The sequence below is a fragment of the Streptomyces spinosisporus genome (assembly GCF_022698145.1).
In the GTDB taxonomy this organism is placed as follows: domain Bacteria; phylum Actinomycetota; class Actinomycetes; order Streptomycetales; family Streptomycetaceae; genus Streptomyces; species Streptomyces spinosisporus.
Genome location: NZ_JALDAX010000015.1, coordinates 197,417 through 214,935, shown reverse-complemented (window position 1 = coordinate 214,935; position 17,519 = coordinate 197,417). Strand labels below are relative to the sequence as shown.

General features: G+C 71.5%; 15 protein-coding genes and 1 pseudogene. 8 read left to right on the top strand and 8 right to left on the bottom strand.

All coding sequences use genetic code 11. From position 1 onward, the window contains the following. Positions 1-141 precede the first annotated feature (141 nt). Positions 142-336, top strand: coding sequence for a hypothetical protein (locus MQN93_RS32655; protein WP_016434155.1), 195 nt, complete (start codon positions 142-144; stop codon positions 334-336). A 40-nt stretch (positions 337-376) separates the two neighbouring features. After that, positions 377-2,119, top strand: a complete 1,743-nt coding sequence (locus MQN93_RS32650) for an ATP-binding protein (protein WP_242712385.1) — start codon at positions 377-379, stop codon at positions 2,117-2,119. 28 nt (positions 2,120-2,147) lie between these two features. Here MQN93_RS32650 and MQN93_RS32645 read toward each other — a convergent pair. After that, positions 2,148-3,657, bottom strand: a pseudogene (locus MQN93_RS32645) (SCO1417 family PLP biosynthesis transcription factor). 101 nt (positions 3,658-3,758) lie between these two features. On the opposite strand from MQN93_RS32645, the gene yczE reads away from it, so the two are divergent. The 4 genes from yczE (at position 3,759) to MQN93_RS32625 (ending at position 7,228) form a co-directional block, all read left to right on the top strand. Beyond that, positions 3,759-4,412, top strand: a complete 654-nt coding sequence (yczE, locus tag MQN93_RS32640) for a membrane protein YczE (protein ID WP_242712384.1) — start codon at positions 3,759-3,761, stop codon at positions 4,410-4,412. Beyond that, positions 4,409-5,176, top strand: coding sequence for a glycerophosphodiester phosphodiesterase family protein (locus tag MQN93_RS32635; protein ID WP_242712383.1), 768 nt, complete (start codon positions 4,409-4,411; stop codon positions 5,174-5,176). The genes yczE and MQN93_RS32635 overlap by 4 nt, the downstream gene beginning before the upstream one ends. Positions 5,177-5,237: 61 nt before the next feature. Further along, on the top strand, positions 5,238-6,575 hold the full coding sequence (locus MQN93_RS32630; protein WP_242712382.1) for an MFS transporter: 1,338 nt from the start codon (positions 5,238-5,240) through the stop codon (positions 6,573-6,575). Positions 6,576-6,853: 278 nt separating this feature from the next. Further along, positions 6,854-7,228 carry an RNA polymerase-binding protein RbpA gene (locus MQN93_RS32625; protein WP_003977404.1) on the top strand — a complete coding sequence of 125 codons (375 nt, stop codon included), beginning with the start codon at positions 6,854-6,856 and terminating at the stop codon, positions 7,226-7,228. 49 nt (positions 7,229-7,277) lie between these two features. Here the strand turns inward: MQN93_RS32625 and fxsA are convergent, their stop codons facing one another. From fxsA to MQN93_RS32605, 4 genes are all read right to left on the bottom strand, one after another. Continuing rightward, complete coding sequence (fxsA, locus tag MQN93_RS32620; RefSeq protein WP_016434161.1) at positions 7,278-7,832, bottom strand: FxsA family membrane protein; 555 nt, start codon at positions 7,830-7,832, stop codon at positions 7,278-7,280. Between the two features lie 114 nt (positions 7,833-7,946). Continuing rightward, complete coding sequence (locus MQN93_RS32615) at positions 7,947-8,741, bottom strand: polyprenol monophosphomannose synthase (protein WP_242712381.1); 795 nt, start codon at positions 8,739-8,741, stop codon at positions 7,947-7,949. Between the two features lie 535 nt (positions 8,742-9,276). Then, positions 9,277-10,893 carry an amidohydrolase gene (locus MQN93_RS32610; protein WP_242712380.1) on the bottom strand — a complete coding sequence of 539 codons (1,617 nt, stop codon included), beginning with the start codon at positions 10,891-10,893 and terminating at the stop codon, positions 9,277-9,279. 142 nt (positions 10,894-11,035) lie between these two features. Next, complete coding sequence (locus MQN93_RS32605) at positions 11,036-11,476, bottom strand: Lrp/AsnC family transcriptional regulator (RefSeq protein WP_016434164.1); 441 nt, start codon at positions 11,474-11,476, stop codon at positions 11,036-11,038. A 267-nt stretch (positions 11,477-11,743) separates the two neighbouring features. Here MQN93_RS32605 and MQN93_RS32600 point away from each other — a divergent pair, with 267 nt between their 5' ends. After that, positions 11,744-12,178, top strand: a complete 435-nt coding sequence (locus tag MQN93_RS32600) for a hypothetical protein (RefSeq protein WP_016434165.1) — start codon at positions 11,744-11,746, stop codon at positions 12,176-12,178. Positions 12,179-12,188: 10 nt separating this feature from the next. On the opposite strand, the gene MQN93_RS32595 is transcribed toward MQN93_RS32600, so the two are convergent. The 3 genes from MQN93_RS32595 to MQN93_RS32585 form a co-directional block, all read right to left on the bottom strand. After that, positions 12,189-13,283 (bottom strand): phosphotransferase family protein, encoded by a 1,095-nt coding sequence (locus MQN93_RS32595; RefSeq protein WP_242712379.1) that lies wholly within the window; start codon positions 13,281-13,283, stop codon positions 12,189-12,191. A gap of 12 nt (positions 13,284-13,295) precedes the next feature. Further along, the gene (locus MQN93_RS32590) at positions 13,296-14,396 is read right to left on the bottom strand and encodes an Rv3169 family protein (protein ID WP_242712378.1); all 1,101 of its coding nucleotides are present in this window, start codon (positions 14,394-14,396) and stop codon (positions 13,296-13,298) included. A gap of 348 nt (positions 14,397-14,744) precedes the next feature. After that, on the bottom strand, positions 14,745-15,917 hold the full coding sequence (locus MQN93_RS32585; protein ID WP_242712377.1) for an acyl-CoA dehydrogenase family protein: 1,173 nt from the start codon (positions 15,915-15,917) through the stop codon (positions 14,745-14,747). A gap of 346 nt (positions 15,918-16,263) precedes the next feature. Here MQN93_RS32585 and MQN93_RS32580 point away from each other — a divergent pair, with 346 nt between their 5' ends. Then, positions 16,264-17,496 (top strand): glycoside hydrolase family 18 protein, encoded by a 1,233-nt coding sequence (locus tag MQN93_RS32580; RefSeq protein ID WP_242712376.1) that lies wholly within the window; start codon positions 16,264-16,266, stop codon positions 17,494-17,496. The last annotated feature ends 23 nt before the right edge of the window (positions 17,497-17,519 follow it).

The window sequence follows — 17,519 nt, the reverse complement described above, 5'->3', positions numbered from 1 at the left end:
GGTCCTCAGCGGTGCAGGACACCACGGCCATCCGAGCGAAACACGCCGGAATTCACCCAATTGCACCTTTAATAGTATGGATGCATGCTGTGATCCTGGAAGTACTCATGGTGACTGTCCCCGTGAACCAGGAGAACTCACATGATCTTGTCCATCTCCGGCGTGGTCCTGCTCGGCATCATCGTCTTCCTCTTCTTCCGCAAGGACGGGCTCAAGGCGTCGCACGCCCTGGTCTCGGCCCTCTTCGGCTTCTATCTCGCGAGTACGGCCATCGCGCCGAGCATCAAGGCCGGAGGCGAGAGCCTCGCGAGCCTGCTGGGCGGCATCAAGTTCTGACGCCGTCCGTCCCGCCCGTACGCACCGACAGGAGACTTCAGTGGCCCGGCGCCCCCTCCCTCGCATCCTGAGCACAGGCAGCGCGCAGATCGCCCGGGGCCGGGAGCTGGCCCGGACGGCGGCCGACAGCGCCACCGACGTCCTCCACCCGCTGATCTCGATCACGCGTGGTCTGCGCCGGCTGGCAGCCGCCGGGCGGCGCAAGTGGGCCGACACGCCCAAGGACCGGCGCGGGCCGCTGCTGTTCCTGGTGGCCTCGGTGGTCCTGGTCGTGGCGCTCCTGCCGTACGGCCCGCTGCTCGCCGTCATCTCCGTGATGGCGGCGGCAGCCTGGCACGGGCGGGAACAGCGCACTCCGCCGGCGCCCGAAGGGCCCGACGAGTCCCAGGCCGAGCGCCTCAACTCGCTGTACGAGGCCCTGGTGCCGTACTTCTCGCTGGCCGGGGACCCCTCCCCGCTCTACGCCCACGGCGGCGAGTGGCAGAAGGCGTTCCCGGAGTACGCGTTCGACGAATCCGGCCGGGTCACCCAGCTGGTGATCCGCTACCCGGCCTACTTCACCGACGGCGAGATCGACTCCCGCACCCGGATCGAGCAGCTGCTGCACGCCAAGTGCGGGCGCGGCCGTGAGTACCACTTCGCCTGGGACGAGGAGGGCAACCGCCTCACCGTCACCGTCCTGCCCCCGCTGCCCACCGACGTCGCCGCCCAGCGATTCGTCACGGCTCCGGGGGAGACGGTGCTCGGCATCACCGACCCCACCCAGGTCAGGCGCACGCTCCCGCTCACCTACGGCGAGGAGCAGCGCGACGTCCCGCCGGTCGTCTGGCGCACCGGTGTCCGTTCCACCGAGCCCCATCTGCTGATCATGGGCCAGCCGGGCAGCGGCACCTCCAGCCTGCTGCGTTCCATCGCCCTCCAGGCGCTCCACCACGGAGACGTGGTGATCGTCGAGGGCGGCACCGGCGAGTACGCGTGCTTCACCGGCCGCAAGGGCGTACTGGCCGTCGAGTGCGGTCTGACCGGAGCACTGGCGAGCCTGGAGTGGGCCGCCACCGAGACCGAGCGCCGGCTGATCGCCGCCAACCGCGCCCGCCAGGCCGGCCATCCGCCGCCGGAGGACACCAGGCGTCCCCTGTGGCTCCTGCTCGACCGGCCGAGCGCCTTCGCTCCCCTGGCCGCCGCGGACGGCCGCAAGGATCCGCAGTCCCTCCTCCAGGTCCCCCTCCGGCACGGCCGCGCGGCGAACGTGACCGTCGTGGTGGCCGACCAGTTCGACCACGCCGACGCCCTGAGCGACGCCGTACGACAGCACACACGCGCGCGTGTCGTCCTCGGCCCCGCCACGGCCGATCAGCTCGCGGGCGTGCTCGGCGCCCTCCCCGCCACGACCCCGGCCGTCGACGTCCCGCCCGGCCGCGGCTACGCCCGCCTGGGCGCGGGCCCGGTGCACCGGCTCCAGGTCCCCTCGACCCCGGACCCGTACGACGACGAGACCGGCGAGGCGGACCGCGAGGCGGTACTGGCCCTGCTGCCACCACGGACCACACCGCTGGAGGCGGAGACGATCGACCCGGCGCACACCGACCCGGTCGAGGCGGAACCCCTCGACACGGACCGCTTCCAGACCCAGCCCGACGACATCGAACCCACCGACGCCGAACCCACCGCCGTCAACCCCACCGACGCGAAGCCCCTCGACATGAAGAAGGCGCCCGTCGAGGAGGAGGAGCCAGAGACGGAGCCACTGCCCACCAAGGCCGTGGCGGCGGAGGCCCCGTAGGTCGCGTCACTTCGGGGGTGGGTGCCACCTACGCCACAAACGTCCGCGGCGCCTCCCCTCCCCCCGCTCGCCCCGCCCTCCACCAGGCGTGCCGCCGCAGCCAGTCGGACCGCTGCCTCCTCGGCCACCGCGCCGCCCACGGTGAACGGCAGTCGCACGTAGCCCTCGAAGGCGCCGTCGACCCCGAACCGCGGACCCGACGGCACCCGTACGCCGACCCGTTCGCCCACCTCGGCGAGCCGCGAGCCCGACAGTCCTCCGGTTCGCACCCACAGTGTGAGCCCGCCGCTGGGTACCTCGAACTCCCAGTCGGGCAGCTCCCGTCGCACGGCGGCGACCAGCGCGTCCCGGTTCTCCCGGGCCTGTCCGCGCCGCACCTCCACGGCCTGCTCCCAGCCGCCGGTGCTGAACAGCCAGTTCACGGCGAGCTGTTCGAGCACCGGGGTGCCCAGGTCGGCGTACGCGCGAGCGGCGACCAGGCTGCGGATCACATCCGGTGCCGCGCGCACCCAGCCGATGCGCATCCCCGCCCAGAATGCCTTGCTGGCCGACCCGACGGTGATCACCGTGGACCCGGCGGGATCGAAGGCGCACACCGGCCGCGGCATCGCCTCCTGCCGTAGATCCTCGTCCAGCCACAGCTCGCTCATCGTCTCGTCGGCGATCAGGACCGTCCCGGCCGAGCGGGCCGCCTCCACCAGCCGGCGCCGCTGGTCGTCGTCGGCGAGCGCGCCGGTCGGGTTGTGGAAGTCGGCGACGATGTACGCGATCCGGGGTGCGGCGTCCCGCAGCACCTGCCGCCAGCGGTCCAGGTCCCAGCCGGTCAGCCCCTCCGCCATCGCCACGGGCACGAGCCGCGCCCCGGCCTCCCGCATCAGCTGGAGGATGTTGGCGTACGAGGGCGACTCGACGGCCACCCGCTCGCCACGGCCCGCGAAGAGGTGGCAGATCGCGTCGATCGCGCCCATGGCTCCCGTGGTCACCATGATCTGCTCGGGCATCGTAGGGATACCGCGCGCGGTGTACCGGTCGGCGATCATCGCGCGCAGGGCGGGCAGCCCGGCCGGATAGTCGCCGTGCGTGTGGGCGTACGGGGGCAGCTCCTCCAGCGCACCCTGCACGGCACGGGTCAGCCAGGGTTCGGGGGCGGGAAGGGCCGCGCAGCCCAGGTCGATCATCGAGCCGAGCGCCTCGGGCGGCAGCGGCTCGAGGCCGCGCGCGGGCAGCGGGTTCCCGGCCGGTACGGCGGTCCAGCTGCCCGCGCCGCGCCGGGACTCGAGGAACCCCTCGGTGCGCAGCGCCTCGTAGGCGGCCGCCACGGTCGTGCGGCTGACGGACAGGGCGAGGGCCAGCTCGCGTTCGGCGGGCAGCCGGGCGGCCACGGGCACACGCCCCTCCAGCACCAGCAACCGGATACCGTCGGCCAGCGCCCGATAGGCGGGCGGACGGCGCGTGCCGGGACCCGCCGGGCGGTCCTGCTGGGAGTTGAGCAGCCTGGCCAGCTGCGCCGCACCCATCGCCGAGGTCCACTGCGCCATGGAAATCAGTCCACCTTCCCCGAATTGGCCATGGATGAAGCTTCCACCCAAGCCACAGGGTGTCACGAGTCAGGCCAGTACCACCACTGGGGGGTAATCTCTTGTCAACGAAGAACCGTCTCGGGCGACGGTTGATCCAGCTCTACGTCGGACTCGCCCTCTACGGCGCGAGCTCCGCCCTTCTCGTCGAGGCGGGCCTGGGCCTCGAGCCCTGGAACGTGCTGCACCAGGGTCTGGCCGAGCTCACCGGCCTGACGATCGGCGTCGTGTCGATCATCGTGGGCGCGGCCGTACTGCTCCTGTGGATCCCGCTGCGCCAGCGTCCGGGCCTTGGCACGGTCTCCAATGTCTTCGTGGTCGGCCTCGCCATGGACGGCACGCTCGCGCTCGTACCGGACGTGCACTCCCTGCCCGTACGCATCCCCCTCCTCCTGTCCGGCATCGTGCTCAACGGCGTGGCCACCGGGCTCTACATCGCCGCCCGCTTCGGTCCGGGCCCCCGGGACGGGCTGATGACGGGACTGCACCGGCGCACCGGCCGTTCGATCCGGCTGATGCGGACGGCGGTCGAAGTGGCGGTGGTCGCGACCGGCTTCGCCCTCGGCGGCACCGTCGGCGTCGGCACCGTCCTGTACGCGGTCTCGATCGGCCCGCTCGCCCAGCTGTTCCTGAGGGTCTTCGACGTCCCGCCGGCATCCGGCGGCAGCACGGTCGTTGCCGAGGGGCAACCGCAGGGAGCGATACTGCGTCCGTGACCACGCGGATACGCCACCCCTATCTCGACCATCCCGGCCCCATCGCCTTCGCCCACCGGGGCGGGGCCGCCGACGGCCTGGAGAACACGACGCTGCAGTTCCGGCGGGCGGTGGAGGCGGGATACCGCTACATCGAGACGGACGTCCACACCACGGCCGACGGCAGGCTGGTCGCCTTCCACGACTCCACGCTGGACCGGGTGACCGACGGAGCGGGGCGCATAGCGGACCTGCCGTGGCAGGAGGTGCGCCACGCGCGCGTGGCGGGCAAGGAACCGGTGCCGCTGTTCGAGGAACTGCTCGAGACCTTCCCCGAGGTGCGCTGGAACGTCGACCTCAAGGCGGAGTCCTCGCTGCACCCCTTCCTGGACCTGATCGAGCGCACGCGCGCGTGGGACCGCGTCTGCGTGGGCTCGTTCTCCGAGGCGCGGGTGGTGCGCGCCCAGCGGCTGGCCGGTCCGCGCCTTGCGACGTCGTACGGCACGCGTGGCGTGCTCAACCTCCGGCTGCGCTCCTGGGGAGTGCCGGCCGCGCTGCGCGCATCGGCGGTCGCGGCCCAGGTGCCCGAGTCCCAGTCCGGCATCCAGGTCGTCGACCACCGCTTCGTGCGGACCGCCCACGCGCGCGGGCTGCAGGTGCATGTGTGGACCGTCAACGAACCCGAGCGCATGCACCGGCTCCTGGACCTGGGAGTGGATGGCATCATGACCGATCACATCGACACGTTGCGCAAGGTCATGGAAGAACGCGGCGTCTGGGTCTGAACATCCGGAGCCTGTCCCCCGAGCCTTCGCACGGCACTTGAGCGGGGAAGCGAGGGCACGGGTGAGCGCCGACACCGTGCGGACGGAAGTCTTCGACCAAAAGCGCGAGCAGCGCGGCTGGTACTTCTACGACTGGGCCTGCTCGGTCTACTCGACGAGCGTGCTCACCGTGTTCCTGGGCCCCTATCTGACGTCGGTGGCCAAGTCGGCGGCCGACACCGACGGGTTCGTCCATCCCCTGGGCGTCCCGGTGCGGGCCGGCTCCTTCTTCGCGTACTCGGTGTCCCTGTCCGTGATCGTGGCCGTGCTGGTGATGCCCCTGGTGGGCGCGGCCGCCGACCGCACCGGGCGCAAGAAGCCGCTGCTCGGGGCCGCCGCCTACACGGGGGCCGCGGCGACGACGGGCATGTTCTTCCTCGACGGCGACCGGTATCTGCTCGGCGGCGTCCTCCTGGTGGTCGCGAACGCGGCGCAGTCCGTGGCGACGATGCTCTACAACTCCTATCTGCCGCAGATCGCCCCGCCCGAGGATCGCGACGCGGTCTCCTCGCGGGGCTGGGCCTTCGGCTATGCGGCCGGCTCGCTGGTCCTGATCGTCAACCTCGTGCTGTACATGGGGCACGACTCCTTCGGTGTCTCCGAGACCACGGCCGTGCGCATCTGTCTGGCGACCGCCGGACTGTGGTGGGGCGTCTTCACGCTCGTCCCGCTGAGCCGGCTGCGCGACCGCGGCGCCGGAGGAACGGGGCGGACCACCGCCCCCGGACTGCGCCAACTGGCCGCGACCGTGCGCGACATGCGCCGCCACCGGCTGACCCTCGCCTTCCTCCTGGCGTACCTCATCTACAACGACGGCATCCAGACGGTGATCTCCCAGGCCTCGGTCTACGGCTCCGAGGAGCTGGGACTCGGACAGTCGACCCTCATCGGCGCCGTCCTGCTGGTCCAGGTGCTGGCGGTGGCGGGGGCGCTGGGGATGGGGCGGCTGGCCCGGACGTACGGGACCAAGCGCACGATCCTCGGTTCGCTGGTGGCCTGGACGGTGACGCTGGGGGCCGGGTACTTCCTGCCGGCGGGCGCTCCGGTGTGGTTCTTCGTCCTGGCGTCCGGGATCGGACTCGTCCTGGGCGGCAGCCAGGCCCTGTCCCGCTCCCTGTTCTCGCATCTGATCCCGCCCGGCAAGGAGGCCGAGTACTTCTCCGCGTACGAGATGAGTGATCGGGGAATGAGCTGGCTCGGACCGCTTCTGTTCGGGATCACCTACCAGCTGACGGGAAGTTATCGTGACGCGATCATCTCGCTCGTCGCCTTCTTCGTCATCGGCTTCGCCCTGCTCGCACGGGTTCCGGTGCGGCAGGCGGTCCTCGATGCGGGCAATCCGGTTCCGGAGCGGATTTAGCACTCACGACGAAAGGGCTGTAGTGTACGCGTTTGGCCTGCCAGGCGTACCGTTACTGCGCGTCAAAGATGCCGAAACGCTGGGTGACATCTGCTAGCAGATGTGACAAACCGGGCGCCGGTGGGTACGACATTGGTCAGCAAGGCTGCGGCTACGACGGCGACGCATGACCCGGATCGCGACACGGGACGGGAATCTTTACCGCCGACCGGACGTTGACCGGATGACGACGACAGCGACACCTGTCCTGTGGGCGACAAGCCCGGGAGGCACGATTCATGAGTGAGCGAGCTCTTCGCGGCACGCGCCTCGTGGTGACCAGCTACGAGACGGACCGCGGTATCGACCTGGCCCCGCGCCAGGCCGTGGAGTACGCATGCGAGAAGGGGCATCGGTTCGAGATGCCGTTCTCGGTCGAGGCGGAGATTCCGCCGGAGTGGGAGTGCAAGGTCTGCGGGGCTCAAGCACTCCTGGTCGACGGCGACGGCCCTGAGGAAAAGAAGGCCAAGCCCGCGCGTACGCACTGGGACATGCTGATGGAACGGCGTACCCGCGAGGAACTTGAAGAGGTCCTCGAGGAGCGTCTGGCCGTTCTCCGTTCGGGCGCGATGAACATCGCGGTCCACCCGCGGGACAGCCGCAAGTCGGCTTAGGACCGGCGGGGTCGAACGGACGACACACGCACGCATACGACGGCGGGGGTCAGCGCGTCAGCGGCGGTCGCGGGTCCTGAGGCGCGTCACCGGGCTCGTCCCTGATCACCTCGCCCTGGACGACCTTGCCGTCCGGGCGGTGGATGCGGGCCTGCTGGAAGGCGTCACCGAAACTGCCCGCGGCGGCCTCGCGCAGCCTGCGGTCGAGGGTGCGCTCGGTCAGGCGGCTCAGCGCCTTCTGGACCGGCGGGATCAGCAGCAGCAGACCCACCACGTCCGAGATCAGGCCGGGGATCATCAGGAGCAGACCGCCGAGCATCAGCAGGCCGTTGCCACCGCTGCTCTGCGGGGTTCCGCCGCGCTGCAGCGCCTCGTTGAGGTTCTGGAACGCGCGCCGGCCCGCCTTCTTGATCACCGCCGCGCCGAGCACGAACCCGGCGACCAGCAGCAGGAACACGACGAATCCGCTCGACGCGCCCGCGACCACGATGAGCAGCCAGATCTCCAGCACCAGCCAGGCCGCGACACCCAGCGGCAGGAAGGTCCGCAGCCGGGAGCGCCGGGGCCGGGCGGGATGCGCAGGGGTCGGAGCACCAGTCGTCATGCATCCAGTGTGCCTGGCCCTGGCTCAGTGCGGGATAAGGGGATGATCAACCGCACCGTGAGGGGGATGCGAAGGTCACCGGGGGCCGCCCTCGGTCCCGCCGTGGACCGGTCGTCAGGCCTTCTTGCCCCGGCCCAGTACCTTGCCGACCCGCTCTGCCGCACCCCACGACGTGACCCGCCACAGGGCCTCCACCAGGATGTCGCGGCTCATCTTGGAGTCGCCCAGTTCCCGCTCGACGAAGGTGATGGGCACCTCGACGACGTGGCAGCCGGCCTTGACCGCACGGCGGGCGAGGTCGACCTGGAAGCAGTAGCCCTGGGAGGCGACCTCGTCGAGACCGAGGCCTTCCAGGGTCTCCTTGCGGAAGGCGCGGTAGCCGCCGGTGATGTCACGCAGCGGCAGGTCGAGGGCGAGACGGGAGTAGAGGCTGCCGCCGCGGGAGATGAACTCGCGGCTCTTGGGCCAGTTCACCACCCGGCCGCCGGGCACCCAGCGGGAGCCGAGGACCAGGTCGGCGCCCTTGAGCGCGGTGAGCAGTCGGGGCAGTTCCTCCGGCTGGTGGGAGCCGTCGGCGTCCATCTCGACCAGGACGCCGTATCCGTGCTCGATGCCCCAGCGGAAGCCCGCGAGGTAGGCGGCGCCGAGGCCCTCCTTGCCCTTGCGGTGCAGCACCTGGACCTGATCGTCCCCGGCGGCCAGTTCGTCGGCCAGCTTGCCGGTGCCGTCGGGGCTGTTGTCGTCGGCCACGAGGACGTGCGCCTCGGGGACCGCCTCGCGCACCCGGCCGACGATGGACTTGATGTTCTCCGCCTCGTTGTAGGTCGGAATGATCACCAAGGCCGTGCCGAGCGGGCCGAACTGCCTCTGCTGGGCCTGTTCCGCGAGGGTCCCGTCACCGTCGTTCACTACTGCCCCTTCGTGTCCGTCGCAGAGGTCCACCATAGTGGCCGCGGCCTGCGATGACGCGACAGCAGGTGCGTATCGTGGTGTCGATTCCACAAGAGCGGGGTAAGACTGCCTGTTCGGGCACGATTGTGCACTACGGATGGGGGCCCGGCGCCCTTCGGGCCGACCTGGGACCCGCTGGCTGCGGATCGACCGAAAGCCGTTGTCTACTGAGCGTCCGGGCCCCACCCGGGTCACACCTCCCCGACCAGCCGGAACGTTCCCTCGTCGCGCGCGGGCGCTGAGCCTGGCTCCCAGTGGCGGTGCTCCGGTGCGGCACACCGTCCCTGACCCAGCGGCGCTGCGACAAGTGCGAGGAAGTTCGCCGGTCGGGCGTCCGGTGGTGGACTCCGCCGAACCTACCGGCCCCCAGCCGTCGGCTGTCAACTGCCGTTTGACCTGCGGGTCTTCCGTCAAAGCCCTGGTCAGCGCCGAGGATATGCGGGTCGTGCGACGGCGTGGCGGGCGGGGATCGGCGTCGCGCCACCCCGGGAGATCACTCGCCCGGCCCTACGAACACGGTCCGCCCGCCGACCACGGTGCGCAGACAGACCGGCAGTTCCCGGCCCGGCGTCAGATCGGGCAGCCCGGGCGTGCCGGAACGAGGGTCGGTCGACCAGCGGGCCACCCGGTCGTCCGGCGCCTGCACCACAAGCTCATCGGTGCGCCAGACCGCATAGTCGGCGGGCGCCCCCGGCACCAGGACGCCCGCGTCGTCGCGCCCGATCGCCCGCCAGCCGCCGCGCGTGTGGGCGGTGAACGCCGCGCGCACGGAGACCCGGTGCTCGGGCGTGCGGTGGAAGGCGGCGGCGCGGACCGTGCCCCAGGGGTCGAAGGGGGTGACCGGGCTGTCGGAGCCGAAGGCGAGCGGCACGCCCGCCTTGAGCAGGGCCGCGAAGGGGTTCAGGGTGCGGGCCCGGTCGGCGCCCAGGCGCTGGGCGTACATGCCGTCCTCGCCGCCCCACAGTGCGTCGAAGGCGGGCTGGACGGAGGCGGTCAGACCCAGCTCGGCGAAGGCCGCGACCGTCTCCGGGGTGAGCATCTCGGCGTGCTCGACGCGGTGGCGGGCGGCGCGGACGCGTGCCTGGCCGATCTTGTCGGCGGCGGCGCGCACGCCCTCGACGACCGCGGTCACGGCGGCGTCCCCGATCGCGTGGAAGCCGGCCTGCAGACCGGCCTCGGTGCAGGCGATCACGTGTGCGGCGACGGCGGAAGCGTCCAGGTAGGCGGTGCCGGTGTGGTCCGCGTCGGCGTACGGCATGTGCAGGCAGGCGGTGTGCGAGCCGAGCGCGCCGTCGACGAAGAGATCACCGGCCGCACCGGTGGCGCCCAGCCCACGTGCCCTCGCCACGCCCTCCTCGCCCGCCTCGGCCCAGTAGCCGACGACCCGCGGCGAGGGTTCCTCGGCGGCCAGGCGCAGGAGGTCGGTGAAGTCGTCCTCGGAGGAGATGTCCGGGCCCGCGCATTCGTGGACCGAGCCGATGCCGAGGGAGGCCGCGTGGGCGAGCGCGGTGCGCTGGGCCTCGGTGCGCTGGGCCGGCGTCACGGCTGCGAACGCGGCGGCGCGCACGGCGTGATGGGCGTCGGTGGTCAGCGGTCCGTCGCCGGTGCCGGTGCCGACGCCCGGGGCGAGGTCGAGCAGGGCCGTGGTGACGACCGCCGAGTGGACGTCGATGCGGGAGAGATAGAGGGGGCGGCCGCCGGTGGCCTCGTCCAGTTCCGCGCGCGTCGGGGGGCGCCCGCCCGGCCAGCGGGAGGCGTCCCAGCCGTGCCCGAGCAGCACCTTGTCCTGCGGGCGGGCCGTCGCGAAGTCCCGTACGCGCGCGAGCGCCGCTTCCAGGGAGGGCGCGTCGGACAGGTCGAGTCCGGTGAGCGCGAGGCCGGTGGAGGTGGTGTGCACATGGGCGTCGGTGAACGCCGGGGTGACGAGTGCGCCGTCCAGGTCGACCACCTCGTCGACCCCGTCGGCGAAGGCGTCGGCGGCGCCCTCGGAGCCGACCCAGGCGACCTGGCCGCGCTCCACGACCATCGCGGTCGCGAACGGGTCGGCGGGGCTGTGGACCTCTCCGCGGCGGAGCAGGACGGTCTTCGGGTCGGGGGTGCGCGCGCTCATGACGGACAGTTTCTCGCGCCGTGCCGTCGGGGTTGCACGTGGGGCGCTCCTGCCGGGGCGGGGCGCGGCGGCGGCAACCCTCGGGCACCTCCGTCGCCCGTCGCCCTCGTAGCCCTGTCGCCCCCGTCGCCCCCGTCGCCCCTCAGACGCGCGGCGGCCGTGCCTCGTACGGTGTCGACAGAACGACCGTCGTCCGCGTGGAGACGCCGGCCAGCGACCGCAGCCGGGCCAGCAGCTCCTCCAGTTCGTGCGGGGTCGCCACCCGCACCTTGAGGATGTAGTTCTCGTCGCCGGCGACGCTGTGGCAGGCCTCGATCTCGGGCACGCCGGCCAGCCGGTCGGCGATGTCGTCGGGGGCGCTGGGGTCGAAGGGCTTGACCGAGATGAAGGCGGTCATGGGCAGCCCGACGGCCTCGGGGTCGACCACCGCGGCATAGCCGCGGATGACCCCGCGCTGTTCGAGCCGCCGCACCCGCTGGTGCACGGCCGACGTGGACAGGCCGGTGGCCTTGCCCAGGTCTGTGTAGCTCATCCGCCCGTCCTTGACGAGCAGCTGCACGATCTGTCGGTCGAGCTCCTCCATGGCGCAAGAACCTACAGTGCGCCTGACCTCCCGGGATACCTGAGCAGGCCGGGTCATGCCCGGTTTGTGATGTAGGCGAGAGCTGACCGTGAGCCGTCCGGGCGACTCGGCGGCCCCGTACGGCATCTGCGAGCGGCATGTGACGAACGCCACAGGCCGCGAGACCTCTCCGTGATGTTCTCGTGGTTACCGCCGTGACCGGACGGGAAGTGCTTGCTGTGGTCGAGGCCGCAGTGCCTGAACGGCCCAGCCCGAGGGGGAGAACCCATGCAGAGTCCCAAGCGCCCTGGCCGAACCGCGCCCAAGCGCCTCCAGGCGGTCACCGAGCCCGAGCCGGAGGGCGTCGAACCGGACGATTTCGACGAGGAGTTGGACGCGTACGACACCTTCGAGATGTACCGGGTGATCTGCCCGGACTGCGCGCAGCCCATCGCCCTGCTGGCGGACGAGGAGGTCCTGCCGGAGCACGCGCTGTGTGCTTCGCCGTGGAACCCCTTCGGTCTGACGGTGTGCGCCGGGACCGGACGCCGCGCGGGCGACGCCCGCCCCGCGGACGAGTCGGCCGGACCCCAGGAGCAGGACACGGCCCTGCTTTTGACGCTCCCTCAGGGGCTCGACTGGCGGACACAGCCGTTCTCGCACGTCGGCGGCCCGGGCTCACGGCCCATGCGGGTCACCGTGCTGCGCGGCCAGGCCGCCTGAGCGACTCCGCTCAATCCCAGTAGCTGCCCTGCACCATGGCGCGCAGACTGCCGTGGTGCAGGATCAGCGTGTCCGGATCCGCGGGGACGCTCGCCTCGCCGAAGTGCACCTGCCGGTAGGCGATGCGCAGCATGACGATCGCGTGCCGCAGCGCGGCGTACAGCGTGTAAAAGTCCATGTCGCGCGGTGTGTGGCCGGTGAGCCGGGCGTAGCGGGCCTCGACGCGGTCGCGGCGCAGGAAGTCGGGCAGGCCGCGCTGGCCGAAGGCGACCGTCAGGTCCTGGAAGAAGCGGTGCAGATAGACGGTCCAGCCGAGGTCGACCTCGCGCGGGGCCAGGGCCGCCATCTCCCAGTCGAGCACCGCGACGGGCTCGAAGCCGTCGTAGACGACGTTTCCGATGCGGGCGTCGCCCCAGTTGAGCACCGCCTTGCCCGGATCGCGTGGCCAGAGTTCCTCCAGCCGGTCGAACGCGGCCTCGATGAGGGGTGAGCGGGCGCGTCCGTCGACGACCCAGTCGTAGTAGGTGCGTTGGGCGGTGACGTGGCGGCGCAGGGCGTCGCCCTCACCGGGGAGCGCCAGGAACTCGGCCTCTTCCGGTGGCACTTGGTCGTGCAGCCGGGCGAGCAGGGCGACCGAGGCGGCCTCCAGACGCTCGCGTTCGGCGTCGTCGGCCGCGTGCAGCCAGTTGCCCTCGTAGGTGTAGGGCATCACGTCGGGCGGCACCCGTCCCCGGACGCGTTCCATCACGAAGAACGGCGCGCCGAGCGGGCCGGGGTCCTCCTCCAGCCACAGCACTCTCGGCACGGGCAGGTCCGAGTGCTCCGCGACGAGGCGCATCGTGCGGTACTGACGCGCCATGTCGTACACCGGGAAGACCGTGTACGCCGCCGGGTCCGCGGCGAGCCGCAACGCGCAGGCGCGCACCGGGGGTTCGGGGTGATCGAGCTCGAAGAGCAGGGTCTCGCTGGACAGGCCGTTGGACTCGGGGACCGTCACCCGGACCGCTTTGGCGCCGGGCAGCCGGGTGCCGAGCCAGGCGGTGAGGCGGCGGGTGAGGTCCTCCCGGTCACGGGTGGTGGTGCGTGGGCGGGGCGCCGTGGCCATGTGCGAACCCCCTTACGGTGCGACCGAGTTGAAGTCCGTGAACCCGCTCGGATCGTGCCGCCCGAACGAGCCGTGCTCGAAGATGCCGTGCCCGATCCGGCCGTCCAGGCGGAAGCGGGCGGCATGGTCGGTGACCCCGTAGGCGGCGAGGGTGTGCGGCTGCGTCAGGTCGTAGGTGCGGCGGTCGGTCCAGCCGGGGCCGCGCCAGGTGCCGTGCTGCCAGTCGTCGGCGGGCGGGTACCCGGCGCCGACGGCGAGCGGCGAGGAGGTGAGGATCTCGGCCTCCAGCTCCTGCGGCTTGCGGACGTCGCCCAGGTGGACGAGGGCGCGGACCGGGTCGCGGGTGCCGGAGCGATAGGTGATCTCCGCCTGGGGCCAGCCGAGTTGGCGGTCGCGGTGGCCGGGGCGGACGAGGGTGGCGTCGTTCAGGGAGCGGTATCCGTCCGCGTCCTCCTGGACGATCACCATCAGGAACCGGTCCTCGAAGCGGACGGGGCACCACAGCCAGTGGAAGCCCTCGGTGGGGTGCTCTTCGGCGAGTCGGCCGCCCTCCTCGCCCGGTATGGGCCGTACGCCCCAGCTGCGGTCGCGGGTGCCGGTCCACTCGCCGGCCGTGACCCGGAACTCCTCGCCGCCCGCACGCACGGTGCCCGTCACGCTGCCCGCCTGGACGAAGCGCCGCCCTTCGAGGGTGAGCCGGCCGCCGCGACGCTGCACGTGGTGGGGCTCCCACAGGGCGGGGAAGTCGGCGGTCCAGACAAGGTCGTACGACAACTGATCGTCGTCGCAGACCAGCCGCAGCCGCCGCAGCGGCTCCTCGACCTCGATCCTGAGCGGCCCGACGGTCAGGCGCATGCGGTCGTCGCCGAGGGCGTCCGAGGCGCGTACGGCGTGCAGCACGTCCCCGGTCCGCAGGGTCGCGTACGCGTCGATGACGCCGACGTTGGGGTACACGCCGAGGCCCGCGACGAGCAGCGCCCGCCCCTCGTGGTCGAGGACGTGGAAGATGCAGCGGTCGTAGGCGTTGCGGTCCCCGGTCGCCACGTGCCGCATGGACAGCGGGACCTGGTGCACCGGGTACTCGTCGAGCGGTACGGGGCGGTCGTCGGCCATGCCAAACCTCCCTGGGGACGGCTGGCCTGACGGTACGTCAGACGGTCGGCGGTGACCAGAGACGCGGCGTACGTCCGCGAACTCACGCTCGAATCTGCAGAAAGGTGACCTGTCGCCTACCTCCGCGTTGCCCAGGTATGACCCCCACATACTCCACCATCGGGCGTCAGCGACGCGTCTTCGTGCCGCCCCCCACAGGAACGGTTCCGCCGGCTCCGCCGCAGCCGCAGGACCCGCCGATCTACCGCGACCTGATGCGCACCTGGGCCGACCGCGGCCGCACGCTGCCGGGCCGCCACGACCCGGAGTGGGTCAGGCTGGCGGCCCCGCAGGTCGCGACGGGTCAGTTCAGCGGGTTTCCGGACCCGCGAGGTGACGGGCGATGACCATCCGCTGGATCTGGTTGGTGCCCTCGACGATCTGCAGCACCTTGGCCTCGCGCATGTAACGCTCGACCGGGAAGTCGGCGGTGTAGCCGTACCCGCCGAGGACCTGTACGGCGTCCGTGGTCACCTTCATCGCGGTGTCCGTGCAGTGCAGCTTGGCCATGGCCGCCTGCTTGGCGAACGGCCGCCCCACGTCGCGCAGCCGCGCCGCCGCCAGATACAGCGCCCGGCCCGCCTCGACCTGGGTCGCCATGTCGGCGAGCATGAAGCGCAGGCCCTGGAAGTCGGCGATGGGCCGCCCGAACTGCCGGCGCCCGGTGGCGTAGGCGACCGCCTCGTCGAGTGCGGCCTGGGCGAGACCGATGGCGCAGGCCGCGATGCCGAGCCGGCCGGAGTCGAGCGCGGACAGGGCGATCGCGAAGCCCTGGCCCTCCTCGCCGATGCGCCGCTCGTCCGGCACGCGCACTCCGTCGAGGTGGACCTGCGCGGTGGGTGAGCCCTTCATGCCCATCTTCTTCTCGGGCGCCGCGCTGCCCAGGCCCTCGGCGTCGCCGGGCACCAGGAAGGCCGTGATCCCGCGCGGGCCGTCCTCGCCGGTGCGGGCCATGACCGTGTAGAAGTCGGCGATGCCGCCGTGGGTGATCCAGGCCTTGGTGCCGGTGAGCACCCAGTCGTCGCCGTCGCGGACGGCCTTCGTCCGCAGGGAGGCGGCGTCCGAGCCGGAGGACGGCTCGGACAGGCAGTAGGCGCCCAGCAGTCCGCCGCCGAGCATGTCGGGCAGATGCTCGACCCGCTGCTCCTTGGATCCGTAGGCGGCGAGCGCGTAGGTGGCCAGGGTGTGCACGCTGACGCCGAGTCCCACGGTGAGACGGGCCGCGGCGAGCTCTTCGAGCACCTGGAGATAGACCTCGTAGGGCTGGTCCCCGCCGCCGTACTCGGAGCCGTACGGCAGGCCGAGCAGGCCCGACTCCGACAGGAGCGTGAAGACCTCGCGCGGGAAGCGTCCCGCGTCCTCCTCCTCGGCCGCCTTCGGGGCGATCTCGCGCTGCGCGATGTCACGGACGAGCGAGATCAGGTCCCGGGCCTCCTCGGTGGGCAGTTGCCGGTCCACCGGCTGCGGGGCGCGGTCGGGCATGGCGACGCTCTCCTCCCTGTTCGGGCACATCAGCGGATGCGCGCCATGGGTGGGCGGCTCCGCCGGGTCGTTCTGATGCCGGGCCGGTGCTCGCTCTCCCGGGTCTCGGAAGCTGCTGACCAGCGGCTGTGCGCTGTGAGTATGCCCGATCGAGGGCATCCCGTCACCAGTTAACGACCGCTCACTTCAAGAATATCCCGGCCCGCGCGGAAGGGGTGCGCACGGCTCGCGAAATTGGTCCGCACCATTGACCGAACTGGTCTAGTCCTCCTAGTGTTCATGACCAACGCTTTACCGCGTTCATGCCAATCGGCGCGCGATCCCTCTCCCCCACGAGGAGCACCCGATGCACATCCCCCACCGCCCCCGCTTCAGGCTGCGGGCACTGCTGTCCGCGGCCTGTTGTGCCGCCCTCGGCGCCGGGCTGCTGGCCGGCGCGGGCTCGGCCAGCGCAAAGCCCTCGGCCGAGGAGGCCGCCGGCTCCAAGGTCGTCGGCTACTTCACCGAATGGGGCACCTACGACCGCAAGTACTACGTCAAGAACATCGACACGTCCGGCTCGGCGGACAAGCTGACCCACATCAACTACGCCTTCGGCAACGTCACCGGCGGCAAATGCGCGCTCGGCGACTCGTACGCGGCGACCGACAAGGCCTACACCGCCGACGAGTCCGTGGACGGCGTCGCCGACACCTGGGACCAGCCGCTGCGCGGCAACTTCAACCAGCTGCTGAAGCTGAAGAAGAAGCACCCGGATCTGAAGGTCCTCTGGTCGTTCGGCGGCTGGACCTGGTCCGGCGGCTTCGGCGAGGCCGCCAAGGACCCGGCCGGATTCGCCCAGTCCTGCTACGACCTGGTGAACAACTCCAAGTGGGCGGGCGTCTTCGACGGCATCGACATCGACTGGGAGTACCCGAACGCCTGCGGTCTGAGCTGTGACACCAGCGGGCGGGACGCCTTCAAAAACGTGATGGCGGCGCTGCGTTCGAAGTTCGGCGGCGACAAGCTCGTCACCGCGGCCATCACCGCCGACGCCACCAGCGGCGGCAAGATCGACGCCGCGGACTACGCGGGCGCCGCGCAGTACGTCGACTGGTACAACCCGATGACGTACGACTACTTCGGCGCCTGGGACGCCCAGGGCCCGACCGCCCCCCACTCGCCCCTGACGTCCTACGACGGCATCCCGAAGGCCGACTTCGACACCTCGTCGACCATCGCCAAGCTCAAGGGCCTCGGCATCCCCGCCTCGAAGCTGCTGCTCGGCATCGGCTTCTACGGCCGCGGCTGGACCGGCGTCACCCAGGACGCGCCCGGCGGCACCGCGACCGGACCGGCCGCGGGCACGTACGAGCAGGGCATCGACGACTACAAGGTGCTCAAGACCAAGTGCCCGGCGACCGGCACGGTGGGCGGCACGGCGTACGCCAACTGCGGCAACGACTGGTGGAGTTACGACACGCCCTCGACCATCGCGTCGAAGATGACCTACAAGAACGAGCAGGGCCTGGGCGGCACGTTCTTCTGGGAACTGAGCGGTGACACCACGAACGGCGAACTGATCAAGGCCATCAACTGACAGCGGCAGTACGGTGAACGGGG